A 17598-nucleotide genomic window follows, 5' to 3' on the forward strand; every position below is an offset into this window, starting at 1 on the left:
TCTCCGGACTCAGCGGAATCAGCGGGACTCGCCCGGTTTCTGTTGATCGATGCCGGGGCCCGAACGACGGCGCACCGTCGGCTTGCCCGCGCGCGCTTGCGCCTGAGGCGCCGGGCGCGGCGCGGCCACCGCCGCTTTCGTCTTGCCCTTCGCGGTCTTCACGATTTCGTCGACAGGCGATTCGTCGCCGCGCTGCGCCGCGAGATACGCCGCCGCGGCCGCCTCGGCGTTCGCGCCTTGCGGACGCCACACCTGACCGATCGCGAGCGACTTCAGCTTCTTCTTGCCGCCGTACCACAGGTTCACGAGGCCGCGCGAGAAGAACACCGCCGAGAACATCGACGTGAGAATGCCGATACAGTGCACGACCGCAAAGCCGCGCACCGGGCCCGAACCGAACGCGAGCAGCGCGAGACCGGCGATCAGCGTGGTGACGTTCGAATCGAGAATCGTCGCCCAGGCGTGCTTGAAGCCTTCCTGAATCGCGGTCTGCGGCGGTGCGCCGTTACGCAGTTCCTCGCGGATACGTTCGTTGATCAGCACGTTCGCATCGATCGCCATACCTAGCGCGAGCGCGATAGCCGCAATACCCGGCAAGGTCAGCGTCGCCTGCAGGAGCGAGAGCACGGCGACCAGCAACAGCAGGTTGACCGAGAGCGCCAGCATCGAAAACACGCCGAACAGCAGGTAGTACGCGACCATGAAGACGGCGATGGCGGCAAAACCGTAGGTCACCGAATCGAAGCCCTTCTTGATGTTGTCCGCGCCGAGGCTCGGGCCGACCGTGCGTTCCTCGATGATATCCATCGGCGCCGCGAGCGAACCGGCGCGCAAGAGCAGCGCGAGGTCGGTGGCGGCTTGCGGCGTCGGCTGGCCGGTGATCGAGAAGCGGTCGCCGAGTTCCGACTGGATCGTCGCGACCGTCAGCACTTCGCCTTTGCCCTTTTCGAACAGGACCATGGCCATCGGCTTGCCGATGTTGTCGCGCGACACCGCCGACACCGCGCGGCCGCCGGCCGAGTCCAGACGGATGTTGACCGACGGGCGCTGATGTTCGTCGAAGCCCGCCGATGCGTCGATGATGCGGTCGCCGGTGAAGATCACCTGCTTGCGCAAGAGCACGATGCGGTCGCCCTGCTTGAACGCTTCGTCGCCGGGCGGCACTGCGTCGTTCGGGCCGATGTAGGTGTTGACCGGATCTGCCAGGCGTGCTTCGAGCGTCGCCGTGCGGCCGATGATGTCCTTTGCCTTCGCGGTGTCCTGCACGCCCGGCAGCTCGACCACGATGCGGTCCGAGCCCTGCTGCTGGATCACCGGCTCCGCGACGCCGAGTTCGTTCACGCGGTTATGCAGCGTCGTGATGTTCTGCTTGAGCGCGCTGTCCTCGACGGTCTTCTGCGCGGCCGGCGAGAACGTGCCGACCACCTGGAAGCCGTCGCCGCCCTGGCGCGTCACCCATTGCAGTTCGGACACGCCCGTCTGGAGCTGCGTGCGCGCGCTGTCGGCGCTCGCCTGATCCGAGAAGTTCACGACGACCGATTGCCCGATGCGGTTCACGCCGCCATCGCGGATATTGCGATCGCGCAGATAGGTGCGCGCGTCGGCGGCGTCGGAATCGAGCTTCTTGTTGAGCGCGCCGGCCATGTCGACCTGCAGCAGGAAGTGCACGCCGCCGCGCAGATCCAGACCGAGGTACATCGGCAGCGCATGCAGGGCCGTCAGCCAGCGCGGCGAGGCGCTCTGCAGGTTCAGCGCGACGATGTACTGCGGATCGGTCGGATCGGAATTCAGCGTCTTCGAGAGCAGATCCTTCGCGTGCAACTGCGTGTCGGTGTCCTTCAGGCGCACACGGATGTTCGCATTAAGCTGCGAGTTGTCGAAGGTGACTTCGTCGGCCTTGATGTTGCTCGCGGCGAGCGCGGCTTCGACGTTCGCAAGCGTCGAGGAATCGAGCTTGACCGTCGCCTTGCCGCTCGACACCTGAACTGCGGGCGCCTCGCCGAAGAAGTTGGGGAGCGTGTACACGAGACCGATGACGAGCGCCACCAGCATCACGACATACTTCCAGAGGGGATAACGATTCATGGGAGTGGCCGACCGGAAAGTTGGCTTCGGAGGAGAGGGCGTCCGGCGTTATGCGCGATGAGCCGGGTGTGAGACTCGGACTCTGAGACTCGGACGGCTCGGTGAGCGAGGCCGCGCCGGACGCGGTGGAACGAGTGGCCTTACAGCGACTTGATCGTGCCTTTCGGGAGAATGGTAGTCACAGCAGCTTTCTGGATGGTGATTTCCGTGCCTTCGGCGATTTCCACGCCCACGTACGCATCCGTGACCTTCGTGATCTTGCCGACGATACCGCCGTTGGTCACCACTTCGTCGCCCTTGGCCATGGCGGCGAGCATGTTGCGATGCTCCTTCTGACGCTTCATCTGCGGACGGATCATGATGAAGTACAGCACCGCGAACATCAGGATCAGCGGCAGGAAGCTCATCAGGCTCGATTCCGCGCCACCCGCGGTCACGCCTTGTGCAAAGGCATTGGAAATGAACGACACGTTGGTCTCTCCGTTTAAAACGTCACAAATACGTTCGAAAAACTCGAATGGAAATTAGCCCGCTATTCTACCACTCGCCCATGCCGCGAGACTCCGGGAATGCGCTTTGTCATCAAGCCGTTACGACTCGGATTCCCGGACTTTCAGAGCATTTGCGCAAGTGGCGGAAAGGCGATTGTAATACTGGCCGCGCCATTTTGAGACACGGGTCAATCGACGCCGCGCGCGCGATTCTCCGCAAAAGTCCGGCGGAACGCATCGAACGTGTGATTTTCGATCGATTCGCGCACTTCGCCGATCAGTTGCAGGTAGTAGTGCAGGTTGTGAATCGTGTTCAGCTGCGCGCCGAGAATTTCGCCGACGCGGTGCAGATGGTGCAGATAGCCGCGCGTGAAGTTCTGGCACGTATAGCAGGCGCAGCTTGCGTCGAGCGGCTTCATGGAATTCTTGTGCGTCGCGTTCTTGATCTTGAGATCGCCGAAACGCGTGAAGAGCCAGCCGTTGCGCGCGTTGCGGGTGGGCATCACGCAGTCGAACATGTCGACGCCCGCGGCCACGCCCGCGACAAGATCTTCCGGCGTGCCGACGCCCATCAGGTAATGCGGCTTGTCGGCGGGCAGCTTCGGGCCGATGTGATTCAGCACGCGCATCATGTCTTCCTTCGGTTCGCCGACCGAAAGACCGCCGATCGCGAGGCCGTGAAAGCCGATGTCGGAAAGACCCGCGAGCGATTCATCGCGCAGATCCTCGAACATGCCGCCCTGCACGATGCCGAAGAGCGCGTTCGGGTTGCCGAGCCGGCTGAATTCGTCGACGGAGCGCTTCGCCCAGCGCATCGACATGCGCATGGAATCCGCGGCGTCCTTGTGCGAGGTCGGAATGCCGTTGGTCGAGTAGGGCGTGCATTCGTCGAACTGCATGACGATGTCGGAGTTCAGCACCTTTTGAATCTGCATCGACACTTCCGGTGAGAGGAAGAGCCGGTCGCCGTTGATCGGCGACGCGAACGTGACGCCTTCTTCGGTGATCTTGCGCAGTTCGCCGAGCGAAAACACTTGGAAGCCGCCCGAATCGGTCAGGATCGGCCGGTTCCAGCCCATGAATTTGTGCAAGCCGCCGTGCGCGCCGATGACTTCCAGCCCCGGACGAAGCCAAAGATGGAAGGTGTTGCCGAGGATGATCTGCGCGCGAATCTCCTCGAGTTCGCGCGGCTGGATCGCCTTGACGGTGCCGTAGGTGCCGACCGGCATGAAGATCGGCGTCTCGACGACGCCGTGATTGAGCGTGAGGCGGCCGCGGCGCGCCTGGCCGTCGGTCGTCAGCAGTTCGAACTTGAGCCCGTTCTCGGGCGGGGTGTGGGTTGCGGTCATTTGGGTTCCTGCCACTGGAAAACAGTCCAGCGCATTGGTTGAAAAACTAGTCGCGGCGCGTCAGCAGCATGGCGTCGCCGTAACTGAAGAAACGGTACTTCTGCTCGATCGCGTGCTTGTACGCATCGCGGATCGTGTCCATGCCGGCGAACGCCGACACGAGCATCAGCAGCGTCGACTTCGGCAGATGGAAGTTCGTCACCAACCGGTCGACGACGCGAAATTCGTAGCCCGGCGTGATGAAGATATCGGTTTCGGCCTGCGTCGCGGCGAGCTGCCGGCCGGCGTTGGCCGCATCGCGCGCGGCGGCTTCGAGGGCGCGCATCGACGTCGTGCCCACCGCGATCACCCTGTTGCCGCGCGATTTCACCGCCGCGATGCGATCGACGAGCGATTGGGGCAGGTCGTACCACTCGCTGTGCATCTTGTGCTCGGCGATGTTCTCCACGCGCACCGGCTGGAACGTGCCCGCGCCGACGTGCAGTGTCAGCGTCGCGCGCTCGACGCCGCGTGCATCGATCTCGGCGAACAGCGCGTCGTCGAAATGCAGCCCTGCGGTCGGCGCGGCGACCGCCCCCGGATTCGCCGCATAAACGGTCTGATAGCGCGTTTCGTCGTAGGCGTCGGCGTCGTGCTCGATATAAGGCGGCAGCGGCAAGCGCCCGTATTGCTCGATGAGCGTCAGGCATTCGGCCGGAAAGTGCAGCGTATAGAACGGTTCGACGCGCTCGCCGACGGTCACGTCGAATGCATCGGCGAGCCGGATCGTGCTGCCTTCGGCCGGGCTCTTGCTCGCGCGGATCTGCGCGAGCGCCGTGGTCGCGCCGGTCAGCCGCTCGACCAGCGCCTCGACGCGCCCGCCGCTGGCCTTTTGGCCGAAGAAGCGCGCCTTCAGGACTTTGGTATCGTTGAACACCAGCAGGTCGCCCGGCGCGATCAGATCGGGCAGTTCGGAGAAACGCCGGTCGACGAGCGTGGCAGGCGTGGTGCGGTTGTCCACCTCGAGCAGGCGGCTCGCGCTGCGCTCGGCGAGCGCACTCTGCGCGATCAGCTCGGGCGGCAGATTAAAATCGAAATCGGAAAGCGTGAACATGGCGTGACTGAGTGACGCAACTTGGGCGCGAACGACACGAGAAACGCGCCGAACAAACCCCATATTGTACTTGCGAAGAGAGTCAATGCCCTTGTCCGACCGCCGCCTGGCTTCCCCGACCGATGCACTCCCCACTGCGGACGAAGCCGACGCGCCTGTCGCGCGCAAGCGGGCGAAGACTATGGAAAGCTCGGAGAAGAAAGCCAAACCCGTCGTCAGGACGGCGGACAAGCTCGCGAAGCTCGGCCTGAAATCCGACATCGATCTCGTGCTGCATCTGCCGATGCGCTACGAGGACGAGACCGCGCTCACGCCCATCGGCGAGCTGATTCCCGGCGATATCGCGCAGACCGAAGGCGTCGTGTTCGACAACGAGATCGCGTACCGGCCGCGTCGCCAGTTGCTCGTGAAGATCCACGACGACGCCGGCGACGAGCTCACGCTGCGCTTTCTCAACTTCTACGGCTCGCAGGTCAAGCAGATGGCGATCGGCGTGCGGCTGCGCGTGCGCGGCGACGTGCGCGGCGGCTTCTTTGGAATGGAGATGGTGCATCCGGCGGTGCGTCCCGTCGACGACGACACGCCGCTGCCGCAAGCGCTCACGCCGGTTTATCCGTCGACGGCGGGCATTTCACAGGCTTATCTGCGCAAGGCGATCGATTCCGCCATTTCGCGCGTGTCGCTGCCGGAATTGCTGCCCGAGCCGATCGCGCGCGCGCATCTCGCGCCGCTGAACGTGCCCGGCCTGCTCGATGCCGTGAAGACGCTGCATCATCCGCGCGCGGATTCGGATGAGACCGCGCTCATCGACGGCACGCATCCGGCGTGGACGCGCATCAAGTTCGAGGAATTGCTCGCGCAGCAACTGTCGCTCAAGCGCGCGCACGAGGAACGGCGCACGCGCGCCGCGCCCGCGATGCCGCGCCGCCTGCCCGACGATGACGCGTCGCTCGTCGTCAGGCTGTTGCGCGCCTTGCCGTTCGCTTTGACCGGGGCGCAGCAGCGCGTGGTCGGGGAAATCGCGGGCGAACTGACGCTCGCGCATCCGATGCAGCGCCTGCTTCAGGGCGATGTCGGCAGCGGCAAGACGATCGTCGCGGCGCTGGCGGCGGCGCAGGCCATCGACGCGGGATACCAGGCCGCGCTCATGGCGCCGACCGAAATTCTCGCGGAGCAGCACGCGCGCAAGCTGCGCGGCTGGCTGGAGCCGCTCGGCGTCACGGTCGCGTGGCTCGCGGGCAGCCTGAAGGCGAAGGAGAAGCGCGCGGCGATCGAGGCGGCGGCGCTCGGCACGGCGAACCTCGTCATCGGCACGCACGCGATCATTCAGGATGCGGTGGAGTTCGCGCGTCTCGGACTCGTGATCGTAGACGAACAGCATCGCTTCGGCGTCGCGCAGCGGCTTGCGTTGCGCGCGAAGGCGCTCAATGCGGCGGACGGCGCGCGCGACTTCCAGCCGCATCAACTGATGATGTCCGCGACGCCGATCCCGCGCACGCTCGCGATGACCTACTACGCCGATCTCGACGTCTCGACCATCGACGAACTGCCGCCCGGCCGCACACCGATTCTCACCAAGGTGGTGTCGGACGGCAGGCGCGACGAAATCATCGGCCGCGTGCGCGAAGCGGCGCTGACCGGACGGCAGGTGTACTGGGTCTGTCCGCTGATCGAGGAAAGCGAGACGCTGCAATTGCAGACGGCCGTCGAGACCTACGAGACGCTGGTCGTCGCGCTGCCCGAACTGCGCGTCGGGCTGGTTCACGGACGGCTCGCGCCCGCCGAAAAGGCCGCGGTGATGGACGCGTTCTCGCGCAACGAAGTGCAACTGCTCGTCGCGACGACGGTGATCGAAGTCGGCGTGGACGTGCCGAACGCGTCGCTGATGGTGATCGAACATGCGGAGCGTTTCGGCCTCGCGCAGTTGCACCAGTTGCGCGGGCGCGTGGGACGGGGCAGCGCGGCGTCCGTGTGCGTGCTGATGTATTCGAATCCGCTGTCGCACACCGCGCGTTCGCGCCTCAAGACCATGCGCGAGACGACCGATGGCTTCGAAATCGCCCGTCGCGATCTCGAGATTCGCGGCCCTGGCGAATTTCTCGGCGCGCGGCAATCGGGCGAAGCGATGCTGCGTTTCGCCAGTCTCGAAAACGATGGCTGGCTGATCGAGCCGGCCCGCGCCGCCGCCGATCAGATGCTTGCGCAGTTCCCCGAAGCCGTCACGCAGCACCTCGCGCGCTGGCTCGGCGCGCGGGAGCACTATTTGAAGGCGTGACTGAACTCGCGCGGGTCCTGCCGGTCCCTATTTAGCCGGTGCGGACCGGCGAATCGGCAGAAGTTGTCGAACGACGGTTGGCAGGTGTATAACTCAAACCTATTGAATCAATGTATTTCATTGGCCGCCAATGACCCTCACTGAACTGAAGTACATCGTCGCGGTCGCGCGGGAGCGGCATTTCGGTCGCGCGGCCGAGGCGTGCTTCGTCAGCCAGCCGACGTTGTCGGTGGCAATCAAGAAGCTCGAAGACGAACTCAACGTGCAGATCTTCGAGCGCGGCACGAGCGAAGTCAGCGTGACGCCGATCGGCGAGCAGATCGTGACGCAGGCGCAGCGCGTGCTCGAACAGACGCTCGCCATCAAGGAAATCGCGAAGCAGGGCAAGGATCCGCTCGTCGGGCCGTTGCGCCTCGGCGTGATCTACACCATCGGACCTTATCTGCTGCCGACGCTCGTCAAGCAGATGATCAAGTCGGTCCCGCAGATGCCGCTGATGCTCCAGGAGAACTACACGCTCAAGCTGATCGAGCTCCTGAAGCAGGGCGAAATCGACGTCGCGATCATGGCGCTGCCGTTTCCCGAAACCGGCCTGATGGTGCGCGCGCTTTATGACGAGCCTTTCGTCGTCGCCATGCCTTCCGGCCACGCGTGGGAAAACCGCGCGAAAATCGATCCGGACGATCTCAAGCAGGAAACCATGCTGCTGCTCGGCAGCGGTCATTGCTTCCGCGACCACGTGCTCGGCGTCTGTCCCGAGCTGATGCGCTTTTCGCAGAATGCGGACGGCATTCAGAAAACGTTCGAAGGCTCTTCGCTGGAGACGATTCGTCATATGGTCGCGAGCGGCGTCGGCATTACTGTGCTGCCGCGCATGTCGGTGAGCGAGGTGCGGCCGCACGCGGGCGGCATCGATTCGGGGCTGCTCAGCTATGTGCCGTTCGATGAGCCGGTGCCGGACCGGCGCGTCGTGCTCGCGTGGCGCAAGAGCTTTACGCGGATGCCTGCTATCGACGCGATCTCGGAAGCGATCGCGAATTGTGATTTGCCGGGTGTCAGAAAGCTCGACATGCCTGTCGCGGTGAACTGACCGACTTTTTTTTCGTGCGAACGCCGCGCTCTGGCAACAGAGCGCGGCGTTTTCTTTTGCGCATCCCGCCGGAGCGAAGCCAGCGCGACGTTCGCCTATCAAATAGATAAATTTAATCGAATTAAAATAAACGATAGCCTGAGTTAGAATCCTCTCACCGACATCGCAACAGAAAGAGAATTCGATGACCGCCGCAACCATCTTCGACTGCTGGGATAGCCTCCGCGAAATCACGGTCTCGATCCTCGCCGATTTCGCTCGCGTCGCGTGAAGCGCACGCCACCTCATCCAACGCAACCAAAAAAACCGGAGCACCACGATGACGACCCAACGACTCACGACCGCAGCAGGCGCACCCGTCGGCGACAACCAGAACTCCCAGACCGCCGGCTCGCGCGGCCCGGTCACCTTGCAGGATTTTTGGCTCATCGAGAAACTCGCGCACTTCGACCGCGAAGTGATTCCCGAGCGCCGCGTGCACGCGAAGGGCTCGGGGGCGTTCGGCACGTTTCGCGTGACGCACGATATCTCGCGTTATACGAAGGCGAAGTTGTTCGCGGACATCGGCCAAGAAACGCCGATCTTCATGCGTTTTTCGACGGACGCGGGCGAGCGCGGCGCGGCCGATGCCGAGCGCGACGTGCGCGGCTTCTCGATCAAGTTCTACACGGAAGAAGGCAACTGGGACGTCGTCGGCAACAACACGCCGGTGTTCTTCATCCTCGATCCGCTCAAGTTCCCCGACTTCATCCACACGCAAAAACGCGATCCGTACACGAACATGCGCAGCAACGTCGCGGCGTGGGACTTCTGGTCGCGTCATCCGGAATCGCTGCATCAGGTGACGATTCTCATGAGCGACCGCGGCATCCCGAAGAACTATCGGCAGATGCACGGCTTCGGCTCGCACACGTTCTCGTTCATCAACAAGGACGGCGAGCGCTTCTACGTGAAGTTCCACTTCAAGTCGCAGCAACCGCTCGATAATTTGACCGATGCAGAAGCCGCCGCCGTGATCGCGAACGATCGCGAGAGCGCGCAGCGCGATCTCGTGGAGAACATCGACAGCGGCGACTTCCCGCGCTGGAATTTCCGCATCCAGGTGATGACCGAGGAAGAGGCGGCGAAGTCGAAGATGAATCCGTTCGACATCACCAAAGTATGGCCGCACAAGGACTTTCCGCTGATCGACGTCGGCGTGATCGAACTGAATCGCAATGCGCAGAATTACTTCGCCGATGTCGAGCAGGCCGCGTTCTCGCCGGCAAACGTGGTGCCGGGCATCGGCTTCTCGCCGGATCGCCTGTTGCAGGGCCGCCTGTTCTCGTATGGCGACACGCAGCGTTATCGTCTTGGCATCAACCATCACCAGATTCCGGTGAATGCGCCGCGTGCGTCGATCGCCAATGCGTTTCATCGCGACGGCGCGATGCGCACCGACGGCAATCTCGGCGGCCGCGTGAACTACGAGCCGAACCGCTACGGCGAATTCGCGCAGGACGCCGGCGTGAACGAGCCGCCGCTCGCGGGCGGCACGGTGTATCGCTACGACCATCGCGAGGACGACGACTACTACAGCCAGCCGGCGGCGCTTTTCAGGCTCTTCGACGACGCGCAACGCGAGCGCTTCTTCGGCAACATCGCGCGGCATATTCACGGCGTGCCGGACGATATTGTCGCGCGACAGATCGGGCATTTCCGTCGCATCGATGCGGCGTACGCGCAGGGCGTGATCGACGCGCTCGCGAAGCTCGGCCAGCACGTCGACGAGCAACATACCGCCGCTGTCTGATCGCGGCGTCGAGAACTATCGGAGAAAACGTCATGTCTCAAGCGTTGAATCACATCGCACAGGCGGTCGACCACATCGAAGCATCCAGCCGTCAGGCGTCGCGCGGCGTGCGCATCGCGATTGCATTCGGCATCGTCGCGGCGGGCTATGGACTCGTCGTGGCGAGCGGTGTGATCGGCGGGTGAGCGTCGTCGGAGCGTCCGAAAGTCTTGTCACGCAATAAGGCGCTGGCCGTTTCTCTACGATAAACTGTCGAGCGCTCGAAACGCCGCGCGGCAAGGCGATGCGCGCGGCGTTCGCACCGTTCGAATCACTCTCACGGAGTCATCATGGCGAAGAAAGGCACTGCACCTGCCGTCAATATCGGCATCAGCGACAAAGACCGCAAGAAGATCGCCGACGGGCTGTCCCGGCTGCTGGCCGACACGTACACGCTCTATCTGAAGACCCACAACTTTCACTGGAACGTCACGGGTCCGATGTTCAACACGCTTCATCTGATGTTCGAGACGCAGTACAACGAACTCGCGCTCGCCGTCGATTCGATCGCGGAACGCATCCGCGCGCTGGGCGTGCACGCGCCGGGCAGCTACAAGGAATTCGCGAAGTTGTCGTCGATTCCGGAAGCGGACGGCGTGCCGGCAGCCGAAGAGATGATCCGCCAATTGGTGGAAGGACAGGAAGCGGTGGTGCGCACGGCGCGCGAGATCTTCCCGGCGACCGAGGCCGCGAACGACGAGCCGACCGCCGACCTGCTCACGCAGCGCATGCAGACGCACGAGAAGACCGCGTGGATGCTGCGCGCGATGCTGGCCTGATACGTCTTCCGTTGCGAAGCGATGAAACCCCGCTCTCACGCGGGGTTTTTGCTTTTGAGGATGTCCCAACATGCTGATCTAAAATAGCCGGATCGCGTTTCCTGCAACGACCTCCGCCATGCTCGCCCGCCTTCCGCTCTACATGCGCCTCGTGCGCCTCGACAAGCCCATCGGCAGCCTGTTGCTGCTATGGCCGACGCTCAACGCATTGTGGATCGCATCCGATGGCCGTCCGTCGCCGATGCTGCTCGTCATTTTCACGATCGGCACGATCCTCATGCGCTCGGCGGGCTGCGCGATCAACGACTACGCCGACCGCGATTTCGACCGCCATGTGAAGCGCACCGCCGAGCGGCCGATCACGTCGGGCAAGATCAAGGCGTGGGAAGCGGTGGCGCTCGCGGCGGCGCTCGCGCTCGTCGCGTTCCTGCTGATCCTGCCGCTCAACACGCTCACCAAGGAGTTGTCGGTGTTCGCGCTGTTCGTCGCGGGCACGTATCCGTTCACCAAGCGCTTCTTCGCGATTCCGCAGGCATATCTCGGCATCGCGTTCGGCTTCGGCATCCCGATGGCCTTCGCCGCCGTGCAGAATCACGTGCCGATGCTCGCTTGGATCATGCTCGCGGCGAACGTGTTCTGGTCGGTCGCGTACGACACCGAATACGCGATGGTCGATCGCGACGACGACATCGAGATCGGCATCCGCACGTCCGCGCTCACCTTCGGCCGATACGACGTGCTGGCCGTCATGCTGTGCTACGCGGTGACGCTCGGGATCTACGTGGGCATCGGCATCGCGCTGGTATACGGCTGGCTTTACTGGCTCGGCTGGCTCGCGGCAGCGGGTTGCGCCGTGTATCACTACGGGCTGATCCGCAATCGCGAACGCATGGCGTGCTTCGCCGCGTTCAAGCACAACAACTGGCTCGGCGGGATGCTGTTCGCGGGCATTGCCCTGCATTACGCGTTCTCGAATTAATCCCTTTCGTGTTGATCGAGTGCGTAACGTGTGCAATACACGTTGCGCGAAACCGCGCTTCGCCGCTTTATGCCGGTCTGCGAAACAGACTGAGAACGACAAATTTGTTCACATCGCGGCTTTGCGGCTTTATGTTTTGATAACGTCGTAAGTTAGTCAAACATTTAATTCCCTGGGAACGCTGAAAGAGAAGCGTCCCATGGCGCGCGGTGCTTCATAACGAACGCACCGTTCCTTCCTCTGACAAGCCGATCAAACATCGCGGGATTTTTCGCGCGGCGACGATCGTTCGCTTGCTTCATTTTCAGTGTGTCGATCATGGGTATTCTTGCTCGCTTCGATCTGGCCGGACTCGTTTCCCGCAATCAGGTCACGCATCTAATCGAAACCGGTTATGGACGAGGCGGCTCATGCCGGGCCGCATTGTCCGCCGGTTTCACGAAAGCGCTGTCCTGCGAAATCTTCGAGTCGCTATTCGCCGAGGCCGAACAGAGCGAATGTCTCCATGTCGCGAATAGCGACAGTCTCGCTTTCTTGCGCTCGGCGGCGGTGAGCGACACGCTGGCCAAACATCGCTGCCTCGTTTTTCTGGACGCGCATTATCCCGGCGCGGACCACGGCGGCAACAGCTACAAAAGCCAGGAGCACGATGCGACCGAGCGCCTGCCGCTCCTCGCCGAACTCGAACTCCTGCGCGGCCGGGCGGATAACACGCTGATCGTGCTGGACGATGTGCGCATCTATCGGCGCGACTTCAAGACGATGGCTGGGACGCTCCCGGATTGGGCCGAGAACGGTTTCGATCAGGAAGCAACGTTCCTCGAATTGCTCGCGTCGTTCGATTCCACGCACACGCTCCACTGGCATGCGGAGGAAACGGGCTACGCGGTGCTATGGCCGCGCGCGTGGGGCCAGTACGGACTGAAGAAATGGGTGATGCCCGGCGACGAAACGCAGCCGTTCGTGCTGACGCTGGGCGTTCCGGGCACGACGTGCGTATCGATCAATCGTCGTCTGCTCGACGCGCGCTTCAGCAATCGCTGGCTCGTGGGCAAGGGGCTCGATATCGGCGGCGGCAACGACAGCATCGCGCTGTATCGCTCGTTGTTTCCGCGTATCGAGAGCGTGACGGTCTACGAGTGGGCGCAGGGCGATGCGCAATACCTCGAGAACGTGAAGGACGACAGCTTCGACTTCGTCTATTCAGGGCATTGCCTCGAACACATGATGGACCCGCGTATCGCGCTGCGTCACTGGTTGCGCGTGCTCAAGCCGGGCGGGCATCTCGTCATCACCGTGCCGGACGAGGACATGTACGAGCAGGGTGCATGGCCATCGACGTTCAACGGCGACCACAAACACACGTTCACCCTCTTCAAGCGCGAGAGCTGGTCGCCTGTTTCCGTCAACGTGCTGGATTTGCTACGCAATTTCGAGCGCGAAGTCAGCGTGAAGAAGGCCGAGCTTCTGGATCACAGCTTTCTGCCCGGCATGGAGCGTTACGACCAGACGCGGACCGCGTTTGCGGAATGCGGCATCGAGTTCGTCGTGCAGAAGCTTTGAGCGAGCGCGGCGCGTGCGCTTGCGCGCCGTTTGTCCGGCGCGGGATCGCTCGATCAAGCCCCGCCCAGTTCATCCCCCATCTCTTTCGCCCGCGCTTGCGCCGCCAGCGCGCCACGCACAATCGCGTCCTTTACGCCCTGAGCATCGAACGATGCGAGCGCAGCCGCCGTCGTGCCGCCCTTCGACGTCACGCGCTCGCGCAGCACGCTCGCCGGTTCGCCCGATTGCGCCGCCAGTTGCGCCGCGCCCGTGAACGTGGCGACCGCGAGCGCGCGGCCTTGCTCCTCGTCCATGCCGAGCTGGCGGGCCGCCTCCTGCATCGCTTCGATGAAATAAAACACGTAGGCCGGGCCGCTGCCGGAGATCGCGGTGACCGCGTCCAGCTTCGCTTCGTCGTCGAACCAGACGGCCGTGCCGACCGCTTCCAGCACCTGTGATGCGAGCGCCTTCGCCGCGTCGCTCACGCCGGGCAGCGCAGCCAGACCCGTCACGCCCATGCCGATCAGCGCGGGCGTGTTCGGCATCGTGCGCACGATCTGCGTGTAGCCGTTGAGCCAGCGCGACAGATCCGTCGCACGGATGCCCGCCGCGATGCTGATGATCGTCTGCTTCGACAAATGCGGCGCGAGCGCTTCTGCCACGCTCTTGAGCACCTGCGGCTTCACGGCGAGCACGATCGCGTCGTAATCGGCGAGCGTCGCGTCGACGGCCGCGCCGGTCGCGATGCCGAACTGCTTCGCGGTGCGCTCGCGCGCTTCGTCGTTGATGTCGACGGCGTAGATGCCGGACGGCTGCACGCCGCGCTTGACGAGACCGCCGATGAGCGCCGCGGCCATGTTGCCGCCGCCGATGAATGCAATTTTCATGGTTGAAGGTGAGGTCAGGTGGTGTAGGTGCGCGCGCCAAAAATCGCGGTGCCGATGCGTACCATCGTCGCGCCTTCGAGCACGGCGGCTTCGAGATCGGCGGACATGCCCATCGAGAGCGTGTCGAGAGCGAGGCCATCGGCGCGCAGCGTGTTCATCAGATCGCGCAAGCGGGCGTGCGGCAGGCGTTGCGCGTCGAGGGTGCCGGCGGGCTCGGGTATCGCCATTAGACCGCGAAGACGCAGACCGGGCAGGGCGGCGACCGCATGCGCGAGCGCGGCGGCGTCACTCGGCTCCACGCCGCTCTTCGACGCCTCGCCGCTCACGTTCACCTGGATGCAGACGTTGAGCGCGGGCGTGCCTTCGGGACGTTGCGCGGAAAGCCGCTCGGCGACCTTCAGCCGGTCGATGGAATGCACCCAGTCGAATTGCTCGGCGACGAGCTTCGTCTTGTTCGATTGCAACGGCCCGATGAAATGCCATTCGATATCGCCGCGCAGATCGGCCAACGCCGCGATCTTCGCGATGCCTTCCTGCACGTAGTTCTCGCCGAATGCGCGCTGGCCGGCGTGGAAGGCGGCGCGCACGTCGTCGGCGGGAAAGGTTTTGGACACGGCGAGCAGCGTGACGGAAGCCGCATCGCGCGACGCGCTTTGCGCGGCCTTCGCGATGCGTTGACGGACTTCTTCGAGGTGTTGAGCGATGGACATACCTGAGCCAGCCTAAAGAACCATCCGGCCATTATACGAATCGCTCAACCGTACAGCAGATGCTCCAGCAGTTGAATCCAATGCGTGACGGGCGTCGACGTGCCGCTTTGCAGATGCGCGATGCAGCCGACATTCGCCGATACGATCAGCTGCGGCTCCAGCTTCTCCAGCCGATCGAGCTTCTGATTGCGCAGCGTGTACGAGAGCTTCGGCTGCAGGACCGAATACGTCCCCGCCGATCCGCAGCACAGGTGGCTATCGGCGGGCAGGCGCACTTCGAGCCCGAGCGCGGTCAGCAGATGCTCGACGCGTCCGCGAATCTGCTGTCCATGCTGCAACGTGCACGGCGGATGGAACGCCACGGTATGCACGCTGCGCCGGCGCGAGAGCGCGACCAGCTCCTCTTCGTACATCGGCAGGATTTCGGCGAGATCGCGCGTCAGATCGACGATCTTCTGCGCTTTCTCCGCGTACGCCGGATCGTTGCGCAACAGATACGCGTATTCCTTCACCGTCGCGCCGCAGCCCGACGCGTTCATTACGATCGCCTCGACGCCGCTTTCCACGTACGGCCACCATGCGTCGATGTTGTTGCGCACGTCGTCGAGCGCGTCGTCGTTGTAGCCGAGATGCAGGCGGATCGCGCCGCAGCAGCCCGCGGACGGCGCGGTGACGATCTCGATGCCGAGCGCATCGAACACGCGCGCCGTCGCCGTGTTGACGTTGGGCATCATCGCAGGCTGAACGCATCCGGCGAGCATCAGCATCTTGCGTTCGTGCTTGTTCGTGGGCGCGGCGAGCGGCCGCTCGGGCACGGGAATCTTCGCGCGCAGCTTGCGAGGCAGGATGCCGCGGAACTGCTGGCCGAGCTTCATCGCGGGCGTGAAGAGCGTGCTGTTCGGCAGGAAGCTCGCGAGGAGGCGCCGTTGCAGGCGCTGACGCACCGGCCGCTCGACTTTCTCTTCGACGATCTTGCGCCCGATCTCGACGAGCCGTCCGTACTGCACGCCCGATGGACACGTGCTTTCGCAATTGCGGCATGTGAGACAGCGGTCCAGATGCAGTTGCGTGCTGCGCGAGACCGGCGCGCCTTCGAGCATCTGCTTCATCAGATAGATGCGCCCGCGCGGCCCGTCGAGCTCGTCGCCGAGCAACTGGTACGTTGGGCAGGTCGCCGTGCAGAAGCCGCAGTGCACGCACTTGCGCAGGATGGCGTCGGCTTCGTCGCCATCGGCGGTGCCGCGGATGAAATCGGCGAGATTGGTTTGCATCGAAGCGCCTAGAAGTCAGGATACAACCGAGCGCGATTGAAGATGCGCGCCGGATCGAATGCGGCTTTCAATCCACGATGAATCTTCATCAGCGGAGCGGGCAGCGGCGTGAACACGCCTGCATTGCGATCGTAGGCGGAGCCCGCGCGGAAGATCGTCGCGTGTCCGCCCGCCTGCTTCGCGCTGATGCGCACGGTCTGCGGATCGGTGTCGGTGATCCACCAGCGCTGCGCGCCGCCCCATTCCATCAACTGCGCGCCCGGCAGATGCAGCGGCTCCGCGATCGATGGCAACGCGAGCCGCCACAGCGCCGAGCGCGGCTCGATCACCGCGAAGAACGGATCGGTCTGCTCGCGCATGCCGATCCAGAAACGATCGGCTTCGACCGCATCGACGACCTCGCCGCCGAGCGTATTGCGCGCCGTCTTCACGGCCGCCTCCGCGCCCGCGAGACGCAGCGCGAGCGTGCCGTCGCGCCACGCGCTGCCGCAGATCGGCAATGGATGGCCGCCCCATTCGTTGAGCTTGCGCACGCCGTCGGTGGCGTGCATGTCGAACTTCAGCGTGGCTTCGGCGACGGGGCGCGGCAGCACCTTGATCGACAGTTCGAGAATCAGCCCGAGCGTGCCGAGCGATCCCGCGAGCAGTCGCGACACGTCATAACCGGCGACGTTCTTCACCACTTGACCGCCGAAATGCAGCACTTGCCCGTGACCGTTCATGACGACCGCGCCCAGCACGAAATCGCGCGGCGCGCCGGTCCATGCGCGGCGCGGGCCCGCGAGTCCCGCGGCGATGCAGCCGCCCAGCGTCGCGTTGCGCCCGAAGTGCGGCGGCTCGAACGGCAGCATCTGATTGTGCTCTCTGAGCGCCGCTTCGATTTCGGCGAGCGGCGTGCCGCTTCGCGCGGTGATGACGAGCTCCGCCGGATCGTAAGCGACGATGCCGCGATACGAACGCGTGTCGAGGATCTCTCCCTGGAGCGTCTGACCGTACCAGTCCTTCGTGCCACCGCCGCGCACGCGCAGCAGCGTGCCGGTTTCGGTGGCCCGGGCGATGCGCTCCGACCAGCCGGCGACGATGTCGTCCTGTTCCATGGGTGTTCCGCTTTTTCGTCGATTTGGGTTCGACTTCTCTGTCCAGCTTTCTGACGGCTGTCCGGTCGATTGTACCGGCCGCTCAACCCCGCCGCACTCGTAGAAACATGGATAGCGGA

General features: G+C 63.9%; 15 protein-coding genes. 7 read left to right on the forward strand and 8 right to left on the reverse strand.

Features of this window, described 5'->3' with window-relative positions; genetic code table 11:
* Positions 1 to 18 precede the first annotated feature (18 nt).
* From secD to queA, 4 genes are all read right to left on the reverse strand, one after another.
* A complete protein-coding gene (secD, locus tag NCS28_RS01725) occupies positions 19 to 2085 on the reverse strand; it encodes a protein translocase subunit SecD (RefSeq protein ID WP_250512169.1) in 2067 nt (688 codons plus the stop codon).
* Between the two features lie 140 nt (positions 2086 to 2225).
* Positions 2226 to 2555 carry a preprotein translocase subunit YajC gene (gene yajC, locus NCS28_RS01730; RefSeq protein WP_061117791.1) on the reverse strand — a complete coding sequence of 110 codons (330 nt, stop codon included), beginning with the start codon at positions 2553 to 2555 and terminating at the stop codon, positions 2226 to 2228.
* Positions 2556 to 2764: 209 nt separating this feature from the next.
* On the reverse strand, positions 2765 to 3925 hold the full coding sequence (gene tgt, locus NCS28_RS01735) for a tRNA guanosine(34) transglycosylase Tgt (protein WP_250512170.1): 1161 nt from the start codon (positions 3923 to 3925) through the stop codon (positions 2765 to 2767).
* 46 nt (positions 3926 to 3971) lie between these two features.
* Positions 3972 to 5018 carry a tRNA preQ1(34) S-adenosylmethionine ribosyltransferase-isomerase QueA gene (gene queA, locus NCS28_RS01740; protein ID WP_250512171.1) on the reverse strand — a complete coding sequence of 349 codons (1047 nt, stop codon included), beginning with the start codon at positions 5016 to 5018 and terminating at the stop codon, positions 3972 to 3974.
* An 85-nt stretch (positions 5019 to 5103) separates the two neighbouring features.
* On the opposite strand from queA, the gene recG reads away from it, so the two are divergent.
* From recG to NCS28_RS01775, 7 genes are all read left to right on the forward strand, one after another.
* Complete coding sequence (recG, locus tag NCS28_RS01745; protein ID WP_250512172.1) at positions 5104 to 7293, forward strand: ATP-dependent DNA helicase RecG; 2190 nt, start codon at positions 5104 to 5106, stop codon at positions 7291 to 7293.
* Between the two features lie 130 nt (positions 7294 to 7423).
* Positions 7424 to 8383, forward strand: coding sequence for a hydrogen peroxide-inducible genes activator (locus NCS28_RS01750; RefSeq protein ID WP_187607518.1), 960 nt, complete (start codon positions 7424 to 7426; stop codon positions 8381 to 8383).
* A 319-nt stretch (positions 8384 to 8702) separates the two neighbouring features.
* Complete coding sequence (locus NCS28_RS01755) at positions 8703 to 10175, forward strand: catalase (RefSeq protein ID WP_250512173.1); 1473 nt, start codon at positions 8703 to 8705, stop codon at positions 10173 to 10175.
* Between the two features lie 32 nt (positions 10176 to 10207).
* Positions 10208 to 10360 carry a hypothetical protein gene (locus NCS28_RS01760; RefSeq protein WP_250512174.1) on the forward strand — a complete coding sequence of 51 codons (153 nt, stop codon included), beginning with the start codon at positions 10208 to 10210 and terminating at the stop codon, positions 10358 to 10360.
* A gap of 144 nt (positions 10361 to 10504) precedes the next feature.
* Complete coding sequence (locus tag NCS28_RS01765) at positions 10505 to 10993, forward strand: Dps family protein (RefSeq protein WP_106854747.1); 489 nt, start codon at positions 10505 to 10507, stop codon at positions 10991 to 10993.
* A gap of 118 nt (positions 10994 to 11111) precedes the next feature.
* Positions 11112 to 11972 (forward strand): 4-hydroxybenzoate octaprenyltransferase, encoded by an 861-nt coding sequence (gene ubiA, locus NCS28_RS01770; protein WP_250512175.1) that lies wholly within the window; start codon positions 11112 to 11114, stop codon positions 11970 to 11972.
* A 318-nt stretch (positions 11973 to 12290) separates the two neighbouring features.
* Positions 12291 to 13535 (forward strand): class I SAM-dependent methyltransferase, encoded by a 1245-nt coding sequence (locus tag NCS28_RS01775; protein WP_250512176.1) that lies wholly within the window; start codon positions 12291 to 12293, stop codon positions 13533 to 13535.
* Between the two features lie 53 nt (positions 13536 to 13588).
* Here the strand turns inward: NCS28_RS01775 and proC are convergent, their stop codons facing one another.
* Genes proC through glcE form a run of 4 tightly spaced genes read right to left on the reverse strand, consistent with a single transcriptional unit; the run spans position 13589 to position 17479 of the window.
* Positions 13589 to 14401 (reverse strand): pyrroline-5-carboxylate reductase, encoded by an 813-nt coding sequence (gene proC, locus NCS28_RS01780; RefSeq protein WP_250512177.1) that lies wholly within the window; start codon positions 14399 to 14401, stop codon positions 13589 to 13591.
* Between the two features lie 14 nt (positions 14402 to 14415).
* A complete protein-coding gene (locus NCS28_RS01785; protein WP_250512178.1) occupies positions 14416 to 15111 on the reverse strand; it encodes a YggS family pyridoxal phosphate-dependent enzyme in 696 nt (231 codons plus the stop codon).
* A gap of 44 nt (positions 15112 to 15155) precedes the next feature.
* Entirely contained in the window at positions 15156 to 16382 is a 1227-nt protein-coding gene (gene glcF, locus NCS28_RS01790; RefSeq protein WP_250512179.1) for a glycolate oxidase subunit GlcF, read from the reverse strand.
* Between the two features lie 8 nt (positions 16383 to 16390).
* Positions 16391 to 17479, reverse strand: coding sequence for a glycolate oxidase subunit GlcE (glcE, locus tag NCS28_RS01795; protein WP_250512180.1), 1089 nt, complete (start codon positions 17477 to 17479; stop codon positions 16391 to 16393).
* Positions 17480 to 17598: the final 119 nt, after the last annotated feature.

It is taken from the genome of Caballeronia sp. INDeC2, from assembly GCF_023631325.1.
Taxonomy (GTDB): Bacteria; Pseudomonadota; Gammaproteobacteria; order Burkholderiales; family Burkholderiaceae; genus Caballeronia.

Excerpts from the sequence above, each read along its gene's own strand:
- secD (WP_250512169.1), bottom strand. The coding sequence starts at position 2,085 with ATGAATCGTTATCCCCTCTGGAAGTATGTCGTGATGCTGGTGGCGCTC.
- tgt (WP_250512170.1), bottom strand. The coding sequence starts at position 3,925 with ATGACCGCAACCCACACCCCGCCCGAGAACGGGCTCAAGTTCGAACTG.
- queA (WP_250512171.1), bottom strand. The coding sequence starts at position 5,018 with ATGTTCACGCTTTCCGATTTCGATTTTAATCTGCCGCCCGAGCTGATC.
- recG (WP_250512172.1), top strand. The coding sequence starts at position 5,104 with ATGCCCTTGTCCGACCGCCGCCTGGCTTCCCCGACCGATGCACTCCCC.
- NCS28_RS01750 (WP_187607518.1), top strand. The coding sequence starts at position 7,424 with ATGACCCTCACTGAACTGAAGTACATCGTCGCGGTCGCGCGGGAGCGG.
- NCS28_RS01755 (WP_250512173.1), top strand. The coding sequence starts at position 8,703 with ATGACGACCCAACGACTCACGACCGCAGCAGGCGCACCCGTCGGCGAC.
- NCS28_RS01760 (WP_250512174.1), top strand. The coding sequence starts at position 10,208 with ATGTCTCAAGCGTTGAATCACATCGCACAGGCGGTCGACCACATCGAA.
- NCS28_RS01765 (WP_106854747.1), top strand. The coding sequence starts at position 10,505 with ATGGCGAAGAAAGGCACTGCACCTGCCGTCAATATCGGCATCAGCGAC.
- ubiA (WP_250512175.1), top strand. The coding sequence starts at position 11,112 with ATGCTCGCCCGCCTTCCGCTCTACATGCGCCTCGTGCGCCTCGACAAG.
- NCS28_RS01775 (WP_250512176.1), top strand. The coding sequence starts at position 12,291 with ATGGGTATTCTTGCTCGCTTCGATCTGGCCGGACTCGTTTCCCGCAAT.
- proC (WP_250512177.1), bottom strand. The coding sequence starts at position 14,401 with ATGAAAATTGCATTCATCGGCGGCGGCAACATGGCCGCGGCGCTCATC.
- NCS28_RS01785 (WP_250512178.1), bottom strand. The coding sequence starts at position 15,111 with ATGTCCATCGCTCAACACCTCGAAGAAGTCCGTCAACGCATCGCGAAG.
- glcF (WP_250512179.1), bottom strand. The coding sequence starts at position 16,382 with ATGCAAACCAATCTCGCCGATTTCATCCGCGGCACCGCCGATGGCGAC.
- glcE (WP_250512180.1), bottom strand. The coding sequence starts at position 17,479 with ATGGAACAGGACGACATCGTCGCCGGCTGGTCGGAGCGCATCGCCCGG.